The sequence below is a fragment of the Streptococcus sp. 2020WUSS089 genome, assembly GCF_044427405.1.
GTDB classification, from domain to species: Bacteria; Bacillota; Bacilli; order Lactobacillales; family Streptococcaceae; genus Streptococcus; species Streptococcus hashimotonensis.
Window position 1 is genome coordinate 34,863 of record NZ_JAOTGD010000010.1, and the last position, 17,903, is coordinate 52,765.

Annotated in this window: 17 protein-coding genes and 2 pseudogenes; 14 read left to right on the forward strand and 5 right to left on the reverse strand. The window is 40.3% G+C overall.

The genetic code is table 11. From position 1 onward, the window contains the following. Positions 1–2: 2 nt before the first annotated feature. The 13 genes and pseudogenes from ODU46_RS07920 to ODU46_RS07980 all read left to right on the forward strand — a co-directional run bounded on the left by ODU46_RS07920 (position 3) and on the right by ODU46_RS07980 (position 10,915). Entirely contained in the window at positions 3–371 is a 369-nt protein-coding gene (locus ODU46_RS07920; protein ID WP_024412680.1) for a hypothetical protein, read from the forward strand. Next, positions 349–744: a holin family protein gene (locus ODU46_RS07925; RefSeq protein WP_014636353.1), complete on the forward strand. Its 396-nt coding sequence runs from the start codon at positions 349–351 to the stop codon at positions 742–744. The genes ODU46_RS07920 and ODU46_RS07925 overlap by 23 nt, the downstream gene beginning before the upstream one ends. 6 nt (positions 745–750) lie before the next feature. Further along, positions 751–2,220 (forward strand): LysM peptidoglycan-binding domain-containing protein, encoded by a 1,470-nt coding sequence (locus ODU46_RS07930; RefSeq protein WP_024412679.1) that lies wholly within the window; start codon positions 751–753, stop codon positions 2,218–2,220. 222 nt (positions 2,221–2,442) lie between these two features. Beyond that, positions 2,443–3,453, forward strand: a pseudogene (locus ODU46_RS07935) (recombinase family protein); the annotation flags it as partial. A 14-nt stretch (positions 3,454–3,467) separates the two neighbouring features. Next, a complete protein-coding gene (locus ODU46_RS07940; protein ID WP_398579485.1) occupies positions 3,468–4,643 on the forward strand; it encodes a recombinase family protein in 1,176 nt (391 codons plus the stop codon). An 18-nt stretch (positions 4,644–4,661) separates the two neighbouring features. After that, positions 4,662–4,859, forward strand: coding sequence for a relaxase/mobilization nuclease domain-containing protein (locus tag ODU46_RS07945; RefSeq protein ID WP_024407616.1), 198 nt, complete (start codon positions 4,662–4,664; stop codon positions 4,857–4,859). After that, positions 4,847–4,930: pseudogene (locus tag ODU46_RS07950) on the forward strand (helicase); the annotation flags it as partial. The gene ODU46_RS07945 and the pseudogene ODU46_RS07950, both read left to right, overlap by 13 nt. Then, the gene (locus ODU46_RS07955; RefSeq protein WP_001129922.1) at positions 4,911–5,285 is read left to right on the forward strand and encodes a TnpV protein; all 375 of its coding nucleotides are present in this window, start codon (positions 4,911–4,913) and stop codon (positions 5,283–5,285) included. The pseudogene ODU46_RS07950 and the gene ODU46_RS07955, both read left to right, overlap by 20 nt. 366 nt (positions 5,286–5,651) lie before the next feature. Further along, positions 5,652–7,571, forward strand: a complete 1,920-nt coding sequence (tet(O), locus tag ODU46_RS07960; RefSeq protein ID WP_014636291.1) for a tetracycline resistance ribosomal protection protein Tet(O) — start codon at positions 5,652–5,654, stop codon at positions 7,569–7,571. Between the two features lie 51 nt (positions 7,572–7,622). Further along, the gene (locus ODU46_RS07965) at positions 7,623–7,796 is read left to right on the forward strand and encodes a cysteine-rich KTR domain-containing protein (RefSeq protein ID WP_002779755.1); all 174 of its coding nucleotides are present in this window, start codon (positions 7,623–7,625) and stop codon (positions 7,794–7,796) included. A 251-nt stretch (positions 7,797–8,047) separates the two neighbouring features. Next, entirely contained in the window at positions 8,048–8,662 is a 615-nt protein-coding gene (locus tag ODU46_RS07970) for a hypothetical protein (protein WP_202848239.1), read from the forward strand. A gap of 525 nt (positions 8,663–9,187) precedes the next feature. Beyond that, positions 9,188–10,087 (forward strand): AraC family transcriptional regulator, encoded by a 900-nt coding sequence (locus ODU46_RS07975; protein ID WP_024412812.1) that lies wholly within the window; start codon positions 9,188–9,190, stop codon positions 10,085–10,087. Positions 10,088–10,312: 225 nt separating this feature from the next. After that, positions 10,313–10,915, forward strand: a complete 603-nt coding sequence (locus ODU46_RS07980; protein ID WP_024411247.1) for a hypothetical protein — start codon at positions 10,313–10,315, stop codon at positions 10,913–10,915. A 449-nt stretch (positions 10,916–11,364) separates the two neighbouring features. Here the strand turns inward: ODU46_RS07980 and ODU46_RS07985 are convergent, their stop codons facing one another. The 4 genes from ODU46_RS07985 to ODU46_RS08000 form a co-directional block, all read right to left on the reverse strand. Then, the gene (locus ODU46_RS07985; protein ID WP_395329206.1) at positions 11,365–13,083 is read right to left on the reverse strand and encodes a phospho-sugar mutase; all 1,719 of its coding nucleotides are present in this window, start codon (positions 13,081–13,083) and stop codon (positions 11,365–11,367) included. A 90-nt stretch (positions 13,084–13,173) separates the two neighbouring features. Next, positions 13,174–13,743, reverse strand: coding sequence for an ECF transporter S component (locus tag ODU46_RS07990; RefSeq protein WP_336380560.1), 570 nt, complete (start codon positions 13,741–13,743; stop codon positions 13,174–13,176). Next, positions 13,730–14,278: a phosphopantothenoylcysteine decarboxylase gene (gene coaC, locus ODU46_RS07995; protein WP_136628477.1), complete on the reverse strand. Its 549-nt coding sequence runs from the start codon at positions 14,276–14,278 to the stop codon at positions 13,730–13,732. The genes ODU46_RS07990 and coaC overlap by 14 nt, the downstream gene beginning before the upstream one ends. Further along, positions 14,271–14,966 (reverse strand): phosphopantothenate--cysteine ligase, encoded by a 696-nt coding sequence (locus ODU46_RS08000; protein ID WP_161942353.1) that lies wholly within the window; start codon positions 14,964–14,966, stop codon positions 14,271–14,273. Before ODU46_RS08000 ends, coaC begins: the two co-directional genes overlap by 8 nt. A 299-nt stretch (positions 14,967–15,265) precedes the next feature. Between ODU46_RS08000 and ODU46_RS08005 the strand changes: the two genes are divergently transcribed. Next, complete coding sequence (locus tag ODU46_RS08005; protein ID WP_398579479.1) at positions 15,266–16,936, forward strand: formate--tetrahydrofolate ligase; 1,671 nt, start codon at positions 15,266–15,268, stop codon at positions 16,934–16,936. Positions 16,937–16,979: 43 nt separating this feature from the next. Here the strand turns inward: ODU46_RS08005 and ODU46_RS08010 are convergent, their stop codons facing one another. Further along, a complete protein-coding gene (locus ODU46_RS08010) occupies positions 16,980–17,789 on the reverse strand; it encodes a PrsW family glutamic-type intramembrane protease (RefSeq protein WP_114866538.1) in 810 nt (269 codons plus the stop codon). Positions 17,790–17,903: the final 114 nt, after the last annotated feature.

Sequence of the window (17,903 nt, forward strand, 5' to 3'; positions counted from 1 at the left end):
CTATGGCACTACTCAATATTGACAAAGTAACAGAACCATTTGATTTGGAAACAGCTCTCGCTTACATGCGTAAGAATGGAGAGTTCATCCGATGTAAGACAGCTGAGCAGGATTTTTACATGTATCTTGAAGAAGTAAGGCGACCTGCCATTAAAAATGGAAGGCGGCAGTTGGTTACAACAGAAACAGTTTGGGCGTTTAATCAGTGGGGTAGTACCACATTAACTCTGAATCTTTCTGATTTATTTCATGAATGTTTTTATCTGATGCGGTTTGATGAGAACGGTCAACCGGATTGGTCAGACCCTACCATTGTGCAGGAAGGCCCAGTAGAAAGTGAGGTGACCGATGAAGGAACTGTTAACTCTTAATAAGATTTTATTTTCCATGATTGGAGGCTTGATTGGTAGTCTATTTGGAGAGTTGGATGGTATCTTATATGCCCTACTTGTCTTCATTATTATTGACTATCTAACAGGAATTTTTGCGGCAGTTGTAGAGAAACAATTGTCAAGTAGTATCGGTTTTCGTGGCATCTTTAAAAAGATAGCCATTTTATTTTTAGTTTCACTAGGTCATCTGATTGATACTGCAATCATCAAGCAGGGTGGAACAATTCGAACCATGGTCATTTTCTTTTATCTCAGTAATGAGGGGTTAAGTATTCTAGAAAATACCGTTCGAATTGGTTTACCAATACCTGAGAAACTACAAGCAATCTTAAAACAAATCAACGAGAGGTGAGAAGATATGGGAAAACATCTAGTCATTTGTGGTCATGGCCAAGGGCGAACAAGCTATGATCCTGGAGCAGTGAATGCCAAACTAGGTATCACAGAAGCAGGAAAGGTTCGAGAATTAGCCAAGTTAATGTCTAAGTACAGTGGACAGCGAATTGATTTTATTACCGAACAAAATGTTTATGATTATCGGAGTATTACTAGTATTGGTAAGGGATACGACTCGATTACTGAATTGCACTTCAATGCCTTTAATGGAAGTGCTAAAGGTACAGAAGTCTTGATTCAATCTTCCTTAGAAGCAGATAAGGAAGATATGGCTATCCTGTCTCTCCTTTCACACTATTTCCAAAATCGTGGCATTAAGAAGGTAGATTGGCTATATAATGCCAATCAAGCAGCAAGTCGTGGATACACCTATCGTTTGGTGGAGATTGCTTTCATCGATAATGAACAAGATATGGCGATTTTTGAGAACAAGAAAGAGGATATTGCGAGAGGTCTTGTGTCAGCAATAACAGGAGTTGAGGTCAAGACCATAGTTCCCTCGACACCCAGTTCAACCGTTGGGAGTTCAGGAACTCCTTCAAAACCAGTCTATCTTGTTGGTGATAGTCTTAGGGTGTTGCCTCATGCGACTCATTATCAGACTGGTCAGAAAATCGCCAACTGGGTCAAGGGGCGCACCTACAAAATCCTTCAAGTGAAGAATATTCACCAGTCCAACAGTAAGAGAGCTTATCTACTTGATGGAATCAAGTCATGGGTGCTTGAGCAGGATGTAGAAGGAACAACTAAAGGCCATAGTGAGCAGACCTATCAAGCACAGAAAGGCGATACGTATTATGGAATCGCTCGGAAGTTTGGTTTAACAGTAGATGCCCTACTTGCGGTGAATGGTTTGAAGAAGTCGGATATCCTGAAAGTTGGGCAAACACTCAAGGTTAACACAGCTTCAAGGACAACAACCGCTATTCCAACCAGTGTTGCCAGTCGTGTGGTTGCGTCAGCATTATCCAAGGTCGGTCAAAAGGTGACCGTTCCATCTAACCCTTATGGTGGACAGTGTGTTGCCTTGGTGGATAAGATTGTTCAAGAGCTTACGGACAAGAATATGTCCTATACAAATGCCATTGATTGTTTGAAGAAAGCAAAATCAAATGGTTTCCAAGTAATCTACGATGCTTGGGGTGTGAATCCTAAAGCAGGTGATTTTTATGTCATTGAGACAGATGGTTTGGTCTATGGGCATATTGGTGTCTGTGTGACAGATTCTGACGGAAAAAGTATTGATGGTGTGGAACAGAATATTGATGGATATTCTGACTATAATAAGAACGGTATCAATGACCAATTAGAAATTGGTGGCGGTGGAATTACTCGTCGTGTGAAACGGCAATGGATGGCGGATGGCTCACTCTACGATTCTACTGGAACAGTTAAACTCGGTAAAGTTGTAGGTTGGTTTAGAATATCATAATTAAGTCTTAAGCCTGGTGGGAACATCAGGCTTTATTTTTTTGCTTTTTTTTCAATAAGTGCGGAAAAATTACTCCCAAACCTACCTAGTAAGGTAGGAGGAATATTTGTATTCCATGAACTTTGGCATAAATTTATCAGGTCGAATTAGTTTGTCTGATAACTTGACTTATTTTCCCTTTAGAGTGATATATAGTGTGCCATTACATAGGAAGGAGAGTAAATGTCCGTAAAAAAGATTAGAGTCAATAAACAAAAACACAAGCAGAGGATCTGTGCCTACATTCGAGTTTCGACGACTAATGGAAGTCAGTTAGAATCGTTAGAAAATCAGAAACATTATTTTGAAAACCTGTATTCCAATAGAGACGATATTGATTTTGTAGGTGTTTATCATGACAGAGGTATATCTGGTTCTAAGGATAATCGTCCAAATTTTCAAGCCATGATTGAAAATTGTCGTAAAGGTATGATTGATATTATTCATACCAAGTCAATTGCTCGATTTGCTAGAAACACGGTTACAGTTCTTGAAATTAGTCGTGAACTGAAGGCAATAGGAGTAGACATTTTCTTTGAGGAACAAAACATTCATACCCTTTCTAGTGAAGGGGAAGTGATGCTTTCAGTATTAGCTAGTATTGCTGAGGACGAGTTGAGGAGTATGAGTGGCAATCAACGTTGGGCATTTCAAAAGAAGTTTCAACGAGGAGAGCTAGTCATTAACACCAAGCGATTCTTAGGATATGATATAGACGAGAATGGTGAGTTGATTATCAATCCAGAAGAAGCTTTGATAGTCAGAAAAATATTTGCACTTTACCTTGAAGGGTATGGTACTCATCGTATTGCCAAACTGTTAAATGAAAAGGGAGTTGCGACGGTTACAGGTGCTAAATGGCATGACACCACAATCCGTCAAATGTTAAGCAATGAAAAATACAACGGTTCGGTCTTATTGCAGAAGTATTTTCACGATGGTGTGAATGGTCCTAAAAAATTGAATCAGGGGGAACTCGAACAATACCTGATAGAGGATAATCATGAAGCTATTATTTCAATGGAAGATTGGCAAGCAGTCCAGGTAAAACTAAACAGTAGAAGATGGCAACAAGGTAGAAACAAAACCTATAAATTTACGGGGTTATTAAAGTGTCAGCATTGTGGTTCGACTCTAAAGAGACAAGTTTCTTACAAGAAAAAAATTGTTTGGTGCTGTTCCAAATACATTAAGGTGCGGATGAGGGCATCTCAGCAACTAATACCAAAAAACGTGATGCTTTTAACCGCTTGATACAAGATTGTAGGGCTGGTAAGGTGGATAGGATTTTGGTAAAGTCGATCAGTCGCTTTGCAAGAAACACCCTTGATTGTATAAAATACGTCCGAGAGTTGAAAGAACTTGGTGTTGGTGTGACTTTTGAGAAGGAGAATATTGACAGCCTAGATTCCAAAGGTGAAGTTCTCCTTACAATCCTTTCTTCCTTAGCACAGGATGAGTCACGCTCGATCTCAGAGAATGCGACGTGGGGAATTCGTAAAAAGTTTGAACGTGGTGAGGTGCGCGTGAATACCACAAAGTTCATGGGTTATGACAAGGATGAGAATGGTAGGCTTATCATTAACCCTCAGCAAGCTGAAACTGTTAAATTCATATACGAGAAATTCTTAGAGGGGTACAGTCCTGAATCCATTGCTAAGTATTTGAATGACAATGAAATACCTGGTTGGACAGGAAAGGCAAATTGGTATCCAAGTGCTATACAGAAAATGCTTCAAAATGAAAAGTACAAGGGTGATGCCTTATTGCAAAAGACTTTTACCGTTGATTTTCTGACTAAGAAACGAGTTCAAAATGACGGTCAGGTTAACCAATACTATGTAGAAAATAGCCATGAGGCCATTATTGATGAGGAGACTTGGGAGACTGTTCAACTGGAAATGGCTAGACGCAAAACCTACCGAGATGAGCATCAGCTCAAATCTTATATCATGCAGAGTGAGGACAACCCATTTACCACCAAGGTGTTCTGCGGAGCCTGCGGGTCAGCCTTTGGACGGAAGAATTGGGCAACCAGCCGAGGGAAACGTAAAGTTTGGCAATGTAACAACCGCTATCGCATAAAGGGTGTTGAAGGGTGTTACAGTAGCCATTTGGATGAGGCGACACTCGAGCAGATTTTTCTAAAGGCATTAGAGCTACTAAGCGAGAACATTGATTTGCTTGATGGCAAGTGGGAGAAAATCTTAGCAGAGAATCGCCTACTGGATAAGCACTACAGCATGGCATTGAGTGACCTGCTTAGGCAGGAGCAGATAGACTTCAACCCCTCAGATATGTGCCGAGTGCTAGACCATATCAGGATAGGACTTGATGGTGAAATAACCGTTTGTTTACTGGAAGGAACTGAGGTAGATTTATAAAGCAAACGTAAGCATTATGTGCAATCCTACCATGAGGACGAGGAAATAACCCCGGAGCAGGCTCACAAGAACGCTGTCGAGCTGGCAGAGCATACAAAGGCATGGAAAGGGCATGAAGTTCTGATAGCCACGCATATAGACAAGGGGCATATACACACGCACTTTATTGTCAATTCCGTAAATTATGAGAACGGTCATAAGCTCCAATGGATGTAGGACGGATTTTGCGGACATTCAAAATAAAAAAGAATGTGGAGGTAACAGACAATGGCAAAATCATTATTTGAGGAACTGGGCGGCAAATACGAAAGGCAAGGGGATTATTTGATACCGTGCTTAACTGTACCCGCCGAAGAAGAACAGGCAATAGGCATCTGGGGGCAACGGCATTTAGATTATCTAAAACAGTACCGTAAAGTTACATACACCAATCTTCTTACAAGCGGCAGGCTAAACGCCTACCTTGCCGACATCAACAGACAGGCACAGGAACGCTTTGAAAGGCTCATAGAGGGTATGAAACAGGCACAGGGCATAACGGAACAGCTAAAGGCAGAAAACGCCTTAGAATGGACAGGATGCCTCAATAACATAAGGGCTTGTGCGAGGGAGATTGTGGAAAAGGAAATTATTTTTGCATAAACAGATGATTAGTGGCAGGGGGAAATCCTGCCGCTTTTTCTGCTTTAGTTTGTCAGCTTGACAAATAAAGGGTTAAGGAATATAATTAGATTCAGTATTATACAAGGAGTTAATAAATATGCGGCAAGGTATTCTTAAATAAACTGTCAATTTGATAGTGGGAACAAAAAGTAGCAGTCCCGTTTCACTTTTAATATGGGGCTTAGTTTTTTGTACCCAGTTTAAGAATACTTTTATCATGTAATTTTATATGCCCGAAAACATATAAGTGTTTTGGGGCTATTGGAGTTATTTACCCAGTGATAGGAGTATTTATCACTGGGTATTTTTATGCCCTTTTTTGGGTGTTGATAGGAGGAAAATCACATGAAAATAATTAACTTAGGCATTCTGGCTCACGTTGACGCAGGAAAGACAACATTAACGGAGAGTTTATTGTATACCAGTGGTGCAATTGCAGAACCAGGGAGCGTAGATAAAGGCACAACAAGGACAGATACAATGAATTTGGAGCGTCAAAGGGGAATCACTATCCAGACAGCAGTGACATCTTTTCAGTGGGAGGATGTAAAAGTCAACATTATAGATACGCCAGGCCATATGGATTTTTTGGCGGAAGTATACCGTTCTTTATCCGTATTAGACGGAGCAGTATTATTAGTTTCTGCAAAGGATGGCATACAGGCACAGACCCGTATACTGTTTCATGCACTACAGACAATGAAGATTCCGACAATTTTTTTCATCAATAAAATTGACCAAGAGGGGATTGATTTGCCAATGGTATATCAAGAAATGAAAGCAAAGCTTTCTTCGGAAATTATAGTGAAGCAAAAGGTTGGGCAGCATCCCCATATAAATGTAACGGACAATGACGATATGGAACAGTGGGATGCGGTAATTATGGGAAACGATGAACTATTAGAGAAATATATGTCAGGGAAACCGTTTAAAATGTCAGAACTGGAACAGGAAGAAAACAGGAGATTCCAAAACGGAACGTTATTTCCCGTTTATCACGGAAGTGCTAAAAACAATCTGGGGATTCGGCAGCTTATAGAAGTGATTGCCAGTAAGTTTTATTCATCAACGCCTGAAGGTCAATCTGAACTATGCGGGCAGGTTTTTAAGATTGAATATTCAGAGAAAAGGCGGCGTTTTGTTTATGTGCGTATATATAGCGGAACATTGCATTTGAGGGATGTTATTAAAATATCTGAAAAAGAGAAAATAAAAATCACAGAGATGTGTGTTCCGACAAACGGTGAATTATATTCATCCGATACAGCCTGCTCTGGTGATATTGTAATTTTACCAAATGATGTTTTGCAGCTAAACAGTATTTTGGGGAACGAAATGCTGTTGCCGCAGAGAAAATTTATTGAAAATCCTCTCCCTATGCTCCAAACAACGATTGCAGTAAAGAAATCTGAACAGCGGGAAATATTGCTTGGGGCACTTACAGAAATTTCAGATGGCGACCCTCTTTTAAAATATTATGTGGATACTACAACGCATGAGATTATACTTTCTTTTTTGGGGAATGTGCAGATGGAAGTCATTTGTGCCATCCTTGAGGAAAAATATCATGTGGAGGCAGAAATAAAAGAGCCTACTGTTATATATATGGAAAGACCGCTTAGAAAAGCAGAATATACCATCCACATAGAAGTCCCGCCAAATCCTTTCTGGGCTTCTGTCGGGTTGTCCATAGAGCCGCTCCCTATTGGAAGCGGAGTGCAGTATGAAAGCAGAGTTTCACTTGGATATTTAAATCAATCGTTCCAAAATGCGGTTATGGAGGGGGTTCTTTATGGCTGCGAGCAGGGGCTGTATGGATGGAAAGTGACAGACTGTAAAATCTGTTTTGAATATGGATTGTATTATAGTCCTGTAAGTACCCCCGCAGACTTTCGGCTGCTTTCCCCTATCGTATTGGAGCAGGCTTTAAAAAAAGCAGGGACAGAACTATTAGAGCCATATCTCCACTTTGAAATTTATGCACCGCAGGAATATCTCTCACGGGCGTATCATGATGCTCCAAGGTATTGTGCAGATATTGTAAGTACTCAGATAAAGAATGACGAGGTCATTCTGAAAGGAGAAATCCCTGCTAGATGTATTCAAGAATACAGGAACGATTTAACTTATTTCACAAATGGGCAGGGAGTCTGCTTGACAGAGTTAAAAGGATACCAGCCAGCTATTGGTAAATTTATTTGCCAACCCCGCCGCCCGAATAGCCGTATAGATAAGGTTCGGCATATGTTCCACAAGTTAGCTTAACAGCTTGCAAAAGTCATATAAAATGAGATTTGAAAGGATTAGAGACTAATTATGATGAAATGCGAATGGATATTGTGTCCTGTTTGTGGGAGCAAAACCCGTAATAAAATTAGGAAGGACACTGTTTTGGAGAATTATCCCCTTTATTGTCCAAAATGCAGACAAGAAAGATTGATTAAAGTTGACAACTTGAAGATAACTGTCATCAAAGAGCCAGACGCTTAAGACGCAGAGCCGATGAAATTGTGGAACAATTCACGAATCATCGGCTCTTTTTGTTTCGTATTTGAAAGAACAAACTCACCAAATAAAAAAAACGATATTCGGGTGGGTTATTTTGTTATACCCTAAATTACCCTCTGAGTAAGCACGACCTTAAAGACTTAAAGGAACGGTGCAACGAGCAGAGCTGGGAACAGGGCTTGCATGTGCCGGAGAAAGGAAAGACATTTGCTGGAGAAGTCCGGGAAGAAACGGTGGCATGGAGCAAAGACACCTACCAGCTTTTGAAACAGGCAGAGCAGGGAAAGGTCAAAAGCTATGTGCAGGATATTGCCCTTGCGGTGCTGGATTGTAAGGAAACAGCGACCAGCCGGGAAACCTTTATCCGGCTGATGAATGAAAGAGGGTACGGGGTGGACTGGCAGGACAGCCACAAGTACATCACATATACCGACTTAGCCAGGGAACAGGCAGGAGAAAAGGCTTGTAAAATCAGGGATAACAAGCTGGAAAAATACTACAATATGGATTTTGGAAAGGAGAGTATGGAGCATGAGTTTGAGAGAAATGCACGAACAGCAGAAGCAGAGCAGTCCAAGAGAGCAGCTTCAAGAGTTAAACCGACAGAGCCGGACAGAGCTGGAAAACAGTCTGCTCAAAGAAGCGTTGGCGATGTCGAGCGAGAACTGCGAGGAATTGATGAAGCAGTCAAATCAAGAACAAGTGAGGGCAGAGCAGAACAGGCAGAGAGACGCAGAGCAGAACAGGAAGCTCATCAGCGAGCTGAAGCAGAGCGTAGAGCTGCTGAAGAACAGCAACGAATTGCTTCAAGACGCTATATCGGGCGAGATTGGGAGCCTGAAAGATGAGGTTAAGGAAAACACCGTCCAAGAGGTTAGAAAGGCGTTACAGGCGAATATAGAGGCTATACAGAGGGCTACAAAGCTTCTTGAGAAGCAGTCTGATACACTTACGAGCGTGATGAAGCAGAAGATCCGGGAGCTTGAGGAAAGTAAGAACAGTTTTTTTAGATATGAGGGCTTGAAGTTGTACCTGTTTTGGGGCGGTATGGTCTGCAAAGGCTGTAACTACAGGGGGAAACCATTGTGGTTACAGCCTTTTTTGCGTTTTTGTGGTAAAATGATGAATGAACAGTATCAAATCGTTATCGGCAAAATTTTACCCAAACGATATAGAAAGCTATATTGCTTATAAAGCACCATTCATAGAGAAAATTTACGCTGAAATAGGACTATGAAAAATCTAAGTTTATCGAACTTAGCAAACTATAAGTTTCTAAGAGATAAAACCTATAAAACTTGTACGGATATTGTAGGGTAGGAAAAGAAATCTTCCTCTATACTAAAATAAACCGAATGAAAAGGGGGATCGAAGTGAATATTATCAAGTCGTTTAACAATACGATTGATTATCTTGAAACAGTTCTTGATGATGAAATTGACGAAAAGAAAGTAGCACAGCTATCCGGATATTCGTACTCGATGTTTAGTCGCTTGTTTTCTATTCTGACCGAAACAACGCTCTCAGAATATTTAAGAAGCAGAAGATTGACGGAAGCAGCCGTTATTTTAAGAGATACGGACGAAAAGATTATTGATGTTGCCTTCAAATTCGGATATGAGTCATCGGATTCGTTTGGAACAGCTTTTAAGAATTTTCATGGATTTACTCCTTCAGAGGTAAGAAACGGGAAACCATTCAAATTAGTATCACGAGTGCAATTATCACTCAGTGTAAGAGGAGGAAGAAGTATGAATATTACAATTCAAAAGAAAAAAGCATTTACAGTTGCAGGGATCAATGAAAATAGCATCAATTCATCATTATGTTCAGGTATATGGGGGAAATTGTTTTCTAAGGTTAGCCATGAAGAAATCTCAAAATTTGGGACAGGAGAATCTGTTGGGGTTTGCCACGATATATTAAACCTTGATAATCATGATGTTTTAGAATCCAATACAATTAGCTATATGGCAGGCTATATTGTTAATGATGTGGATAAAGCAAGAAGCATAGGCTTAGATGTTTTGGAAGTGGAAGAAGCGGAGTATGCTGTTGTAGAATTAATAGGATCTGTTCCGGATTGTATTCATAACGGATGGAAATATGCGTTGGAAGTTTTCTTCCCTGAGCATGGTTATGTTCATTCAGGAAAACCTGACTTTGAATATTATTATGAAGGTGATATGGATAGTAAAGATTATAAAATGGAGCTTTGGATTCCGATAACTAAAGCTAAAAAAATACCAGTTAATCTATCTGATACCTTTTAACGATATCTCGATAGGACTTAAAGGCGAAATCGCGGTTCGCTTCCTGCAAGGAACTGAGGTAGATTTATAGAGTAAAGAAAGGCTGTGACGACAGTGGGAACCCACTGTGGTTACAGCCTTTTTTGCGTTTTTGTGGTAGAATCAAATTGTAGAACAATTTGGAGGTCATAAGATATTAGTCGACTTTATGATTCGATTGAAGAATCCTTCCGATTCAGTGAGTATTTGAATTTCAGCGATTATACTGAACTAAAGAATTTTAATTCAAATAGTGTTGTATTCGAAATTGAAAACAAAATAGATGGTCAGTTAATTAGTTTTGAGGCTGATACAGATATTAACGCCTATGAAGGATCCGAAAGTTTCCTATATTTAAAGTATAAAAAAGATGGAAGTTCAAGTTCAGAATCAATTGGAAGAGTGTCCTATACTAATGGAGAGGTTGAATTCGATGAGTTTCAAGGTACTTATATGCCGGTCCAGATGGATGGTGTTTCAGAGCACGAACTGTCTAGATTAGGTAGTAAAATGGTTGATATAATAAATAGTGATTTTATAGACTATAAGGATTTGGTGGGAAGTTCCGAATATTCCATTATTAAAGACGGTGGTTCTTATCCAATTTTAGATTTACCATGTCAAGAGTGTGGAGAGTATTGGATATGTATTGACGAAGCTTTTACTGACAGAGGAAAGTGTTTGAACTGTGGAGAAATAAATGAGGTGACAGGCTGTGAGCGTTGTGGCGGCTATGATTTTGGTACACCTAGTGATTATGACTATCCATTTTTATGTGATAGCTGCTGTAATTACTATAAAGAAGAGTAAATAAATTCCGTTCCACAGTATCATTCTAAAATAACTTTCAATCCCTTTCGTCTATTAGTATAGAAGAAAGCTCTCAGCACATGTGGAAGTTGTGGGATTATTAAAAAAACGCAATTAGATTGTCCAGCTTGCTCTCCTGTTTTTGAGCAAGCTAATTCAAAGGTCCCCAGGACCTTTGAATTCCCAAATACGCATCACGTCGAGTGTGTTGCTCTGCTCGTAAAAGCCTAGAAACCTTTGAACGAAAGGGATTCCATAGGAGAATTACCCATTTTCTCTAATTAGATAAAATGTAACCTCTTTTATTCTTGTATAACTACTTTACAAGTTTTGAAAATTTGGTATTATCTGTATCATTTATATATTTGTATATTTATGTTCGAGAAAATCTATACGCATAGTTAAGAAAGAAAAGAGCCGCGAAAGCGACTCTTTTTGGTTTTAAATGATTACCCAACAAACTCGTTGATTTCTTTTTCGATGTTGGCGATTTTTTCTTCCGCTTCGGCAAGTGTTTCACCAACTGTTGCGATGTAGAATTTGATTTTTGGTTCTGTTCCCGAAGGACGAACTGCAAACCAAGAATCATCTGCCAAGGTGTATTTCAAGACATCTGATGGAGGAGTAGTGAGTTTTTCAACGTTTCCATCTTTATCTGTCTTAGTTTGAAGGGCAAAGTCTTCAAAGACTGCGATGTCCGTTGCGTTGAATTGAGCTGGTGAGTTATCGCGGAATTTAGCCATGATTGCCTTGATTTGTTCTGCACCGTCTTTACCAGAAAGGGTAACAGAGATTGTTTTCTCAGCAAAGTAGCCGTATTCTTTGAAGATTTCATCGATACCGTCAGCCAAGGTCATACCACGTGAACGGTAGTAGGCAGCAATTTCAGCAACCATAAGCACAGCCTGGATAGCATCCTTGTCACGCACGAATGGCTTGATGAGGTAGCCGAAGCTCTCTTCGAAACCAAACATATAGGTATGGTTGTGTTTTTCTTCAAACTCTTGGATTTTCTCAGCGATGAACTTGAAACCTGTCAAGACGTTGAACATGGTAGCACCGTAGCTTTCAGCAATCTTAGTTACCAACTCAGTGGATACAATTGACTTAGCAAGGGCAGCGTTTGCAGGAAGTGTGCCTGCTTGCTTGTGGGCTTCAAGGATGTATTTAGCAATGATAGCGCCGATTTGGTTACCAGAAAGGTTCCAGTATGAACCGTCAGCTTGACGAACTTCAACACCAACACGGTCAGCGTCAGGGTCAGTTGCAAGAAGGACATCTGCACCGACTTCACGGCCCAATTCTTCCGCAAGGGCAAATGCAGCTTGGCTTTCTGGGTTTGGTGAAGCGACAGTAGAGAAGTCAGGGTCAGCAGTAGCTTGTGCTTCAACAACTTGGACAGACTCAAAACCAGCTTGTGCAAGGGCACGACGAGCCAACATTTCACCCGTACCATGAAGCGGTGTGTAGACAATCTTCATGTCTTTACCGTATTCAGCAATCAATTCAGGGTTGATGTTGAGGTCTTTGAGTTCTTCAAGATATTTAACGTCAGTTTCTTCGCCAAGAACCGTAATCAAGCCATTTTCCTTGCTGGCTTCAAGGTCAGCCAATTTAACTGCAAATGGATTGTCGATGGCACGGATGAAGTTGGTCAATGCATCTGCATCAGCAGGTGGCATTTGTCCGCCGTCTTCACCGTAAACCTTGTAGCCGTTAAATTCTTTCGGGTTGTGGCTGGCAGTCACCATGATACCTGCGATTGCATTGTAATGGCGTACAGCGAATGACAACTCAGGAGTTGGACGTAAGCTTTCAAATACATAGGATTTGATGCCATGCGCTGCCAAAACTTGAGCCGATTCAAAGGCAAATTCTGGCGAGAAGTGACGTGAGTCGTAAGCGATGGCAACACCACGTTTTTTAGCTTCTTCACCTTTTGATTCTACCAATTTTGCCAATCCTTCAGTAGCTTGACGGACTACGAATACGTTGATTCGGTTGGTACCAGCGCCAATATAGCCACGCATACCAGCTGTACCAAATTCAAGATTTGTATAGAAGGCATCTTCTTTTGTTTTTTCATCCATTGCGACTAATTCTTCACGCAAGTAATCTGGAAGGTCCGCAAAGTCGAGCCATGTTTGATAGGTTTCTTGATAAGTCATCGCATATCTCCTTAAAAATTTTTCTATTAAACGCTTTCATTATACCATGTTTGAAAAGAAAAATCACGCTTTCACGTGATTTTCTGATATTTATTTTTGAACTTTCTGTAAAACTGGAACGATAGCTATGGTTAAGAGACCGGAGATGGTTAATTCTGCAATAGAATTGAATGAGACGATACTAGCTAGTAACAATTTTATATCCCCAGCATATACATTAGAAAATAGGAAGAAGATACCAGTCAAGACAAAAATTGTATTTGTCAAGGTACCAGTAAGACCTGCTAGTAGGAGCCCCTTTTTGTTTTTCATCAATTTGTAAACAAAATATGGTGTAACTCCGATTAAAATACGTGGAACTAAGGCAATCAGGATAGAATTGAAGTTTCCATGTTCTACGAAAGGAGAGAAAACATAACTCATCGGTGAAAGGATTATGCTATTGCGGATGATACTCATTATTCCCATAAAACCTCCCAGTTGTGCCCCTAAGCGTGGACCGTAAAGAATGGAAGCGATGATGATGGGGATATGTGTAATAGTCGGTTTTATTGGCAAGATAAAATTAGTAAAAATCATCTGACTGACCACTTCAATGACAATCATGATTGTTAGAAATATTGCAAGAGTCGCAACGTCCCTAGATTTATTTGTTTTCATTTAGAACCTCCATTACTTTATTAAGAATCACATCAACCTCGGCCAGAGCGCCTGTACCAAAGTCGCCGCAAGCAAGCAGAGCTTCACGCGGTTTGATTTCCTCAAAACCATACTCTATGAGGGTTTTGATATTTTTCTGGGTAGCAGGATTGAGGTACATGTTAGTATTCATAGCAGGTGCCAGCAGTTTTTTAGTACCAATTGGCAGAGCCAGGGCTGTTGCAGTAATAATGTTGTCAGCCATACCATTAGCTAATTTAGCTATCGTATTGGCAGAAGCAGGGGCAAGTAAAAATAAGTCTGTTTCTTTGGCAATATCGATATGCTTGATAAGAGTAGGATTTTCTTCAATCATGACATCTGTGTGAACCAGATTTTTTGACAAGGATTGGAGAGTCAAAGGTGTGATGAAGTCCATAGCAGAGCGACTCATGAGGACTGTAACCTGATGACCGAGCTTGGTAAATTGACTGGTTAGGTCAGCTGCTTTGTAGGCTGAAATAGAGCCAGTAACGGCAAGTGTGATATTAGCCATTTTGTTCTCCTTTTTCTAGGGTATTTAAAATGAGCTGAGCAATTTCATCTTTTGTCTGTGCTTGAATTTCCCTTGTTTTATCAACTAAATAGGCAATATGTTGATTTTCTCCAATATCCTTCAAGTCATTAGCAAGTATATAATCAGCGCCATTTCGCTCAATGCTTTGGCGAGCTACGGCAAATAATTCCTCCTTAGGAACATTAACCAATAGTTTGAAGCCAAAGAGTGTGATAGCTGGATTCCATGTTTTTACATAGGAAATGACCTTGGGAGTTTTTTTCAAGAAAAGAACTTGGTAGTCATCCTTGGATGAAATCTTACTTTCTGTATTCTGTTTTTTTAGTAGGCTAGAGATGTCTTCAGTTGCTCTTAGTTCATCTAAACCAGTCATATAAACAGGTGTATAATCGGATACAGCCATGCTATGAATCAGGGCCTGATGGGTTTTGACTAAAGGTTCTAATGTTTCTTTCAAACTATCAACATTTGTGATTTCGATAATGGTTAAATTCTTCTGAGAATTTGGTTTGACAGCCTGTCTTGTAGTCACAAGAGTAACTTCATGACCACGTTTCAAGGCTTGTTCGGCAATGATTTTTCCAAGATTTCCAGAAGCATGGTTTGTAATAGCGCGGACTTGATCGATAGCTTCGCTTGTTCCGCCTGATGTAATCAATAGTTTCATGTTCATATTTTACTAGAATTTCTATTTTTCGTAAAGTTTGCACTAACTCATTTGCTAATAAATCTGTGACATTGGAAAATGATAACACTAATAAAAAATATAAGGATCAGTCTTAGACGGAAGTATAGAGCTATGATATGATGAGAATACAGTTTTTAAAAATTTGTATCTGTTTAAGTAAGGGAACCTGTAGTTTTTCTGAAAATTCCGTACGTTAGTGAATAAATAGTAAAAAATATGCGAAAATAAGTTGTGGTATGGTATAATGTCCATAAAAAATAAGGAAATTAGGAGCTCTCATGAAAACAGATATTGAAATTGCACAAAGTGTAACCTTGAAACCAATCACAGAAATCGTTGAAAAAGTTGGTATCAGCTTTGATGATATTGAACTTTATGGAAAATACAAGGCAAAATTGTCTTTCGATAAAATCAATGCCGTCAAGGAAAATGCGCCTGGTAAGTTGATTTTAGTAACAGCTATCAACCCAACGCCAGCTGGAGAAGGTAAGTCGACTATTACTATCGGTTTGGCAGATGCTCTTTCTAAAATTGGCAAGAAAACCATGATTGCTCTCCGTGAGCCTTCTTTGGGACCTGTCATGGGGATTAAAGGTGGAGCTGCAGGTGGTGGCTATGCTCAGGTATTGCCAATGGAAGACATCAACTTGCATTTTACAGGCGACATGCATGCCATTACCACAGCAAACAATGCCCTTTCAGCCTTGATTGATAACCATATCCATCAGGGGAATGTGATTGGTATTGATCAACGTCGTATTATCTGGAAACGTGTTGTGGACCTCAACGATCGTGCCCTTCGTAAGGTAACAGTTGGCTTGGGTGGTCCGCTCAATGGTATTCCGCGTGAAGATGGATTCGATATTACCGTAGCTTCTGAAGTCATGGCGATTTTGTGCTTGGCGACGGACATCAATGACTTGAAAGAACGTTTGGCAAATATTGTTATCGGTTATCGTTTCGATCGCAGTCCTGTCTACGTGCGTGATTTGGCGGTGGAAGGTGCTTTGACCCTTATTTTGAAGGACGCTATTAAACCAAACCTTGTCCAAACCATCTATGGCACGCCAGCCTTTGTTCATGGTGGTCCATTTGCTAACATTGCCCACGGCTGCAACTCAGTCCTGGCAACAACAACCGCTCTGCGATTGGCCGACTATACCGTCACAGAAGCAGGCTTCGGGGCTGACCTTGGAGCAGAGAAGTTCCTTGATATTAAGGTGCCGAACTTACCTAAGGCTCCTGATGCAGTGGTGATTGTAGCGACCCTGCGTGCGCTTAAAATGCACGGTGGTGTAGCTAAGGCAGAACTTTCTGCTGAAAATGTAGAGGCAGTCAAAGCTGGTTTTTCTAACTTGAAGCGTCACGTTGAAAATATCCAGAAGTACGGTATTCCAGCGGTGGTTGCTATCAACGAATTCGTCTCAGATACAGCTGATGAAATTGCAGCTTTGAAAGAACTTTGTGCTGAAATTGGCGTACCTGTCGAGTTGGCAAGTGTTTGGGCAAATGGCGCTGATGGTGGTGTTGAACTGGCTGAAACAGTTGTTGCTACTATTGATAACCAAGCAGCAAACTACCAACGCCTCTACAAGGCTGAGGATAGTTTGGAAGAAAAAGTGACCAAGATTGTTACACAAATCTACGGTGGTACAGGCGTTGTCTTTGAGAAGAAGGCTCGTAACCAGCTGGCTGAATTTGCTAAGAATGGCTGGGATAAGTTGCCAGTCTGCATGGCCAAGACCCAATACAGCTTCTCAGATGATCAGTTTGCCATTGGTGCACCAACAGGATTTGACATTACAGTCCGTGAATTTGTGCCAAAATTAGGTGCAGGCTTTATCGTTGCCTTGACTGGAGATGTCATGACCATGCCCGGTTTGCCAAAAGCTCCCGCAGCTCTCAACATGGATGTGGCAGCAGACGGGACGGCTATCGGCTTGTTCTAACAAGAATGAATATAAAAAATCCGCTCAAAGGCGGATTTTTTATCTATTCAGATAGTTTCTCAACCGTTTGATAGGCAAGTAAGCCAAGTAAAATACTCAAGATAGGAAACACCGTCTGGAAGATACCAGTGTTGAATGGTGAATTAAAGAGGAAATGGATTCCAAAGCTTGCACCAATCCAAAATACTCCCTGTGCTTTTGATATGCCTGTATTTTTCGTGAGAAGGGCTACTAAACCAATGGCGAAGAGAAGCGTGAAAACCCAATGGGCCCAACCAGCTTGACCAACGCGTTCAAGAATGGTTTCAAAGCCGTCTAACTTATTCATGAACATATCTCTAAAAACAAAGGTGATGTCTTCCACGATTTGGAAACCTAATCCAACAATCACTCCGCTTACCAATGCATTTTTTAGTGTCATTTTTCTACAAATAAGCAGTACAAGTAGAACAGTTAGCCCTTTACCGATTTCTTCTGCCAATGGACCTGAAATAGCTGCGCCCCAGTCATTTAGGAAATTATCACTAGCTTTAACAATTTCGAGTAGGAAATATCCAATAGCTGTATGTCCAAGTTCAGAAAACGAGATGCTACTTGTTAAGCCTAAAAGCCAGCTAAGACCTATAACTTGTTTTGAGATGTTATAGCGTTTAGCTAAGGAATATGTCAGTATTAGTAGGGGGATGATGTAAATAGCGACCAAGGAAATTGTGAGGAGAAAGAGAGGATATTTAGCCTCCATACCATTTGGCTTACCGAATTCTCCAAAGATAATTTTGCAACCGTTGACAAATCCAATCGTTGCTAAGACGACTGGAAGATAGGTTTTACACATTTGAAATTTTTCTTTCATAGTTTGACCTTTCTGTATTAATAAACTGGTGTATGAATACATTGTATCAAAAATGAGTACGTTTTGTCTATAATCTGCCTATTTTTTATCTAAGCCTTCTCGGTTATTGTAATG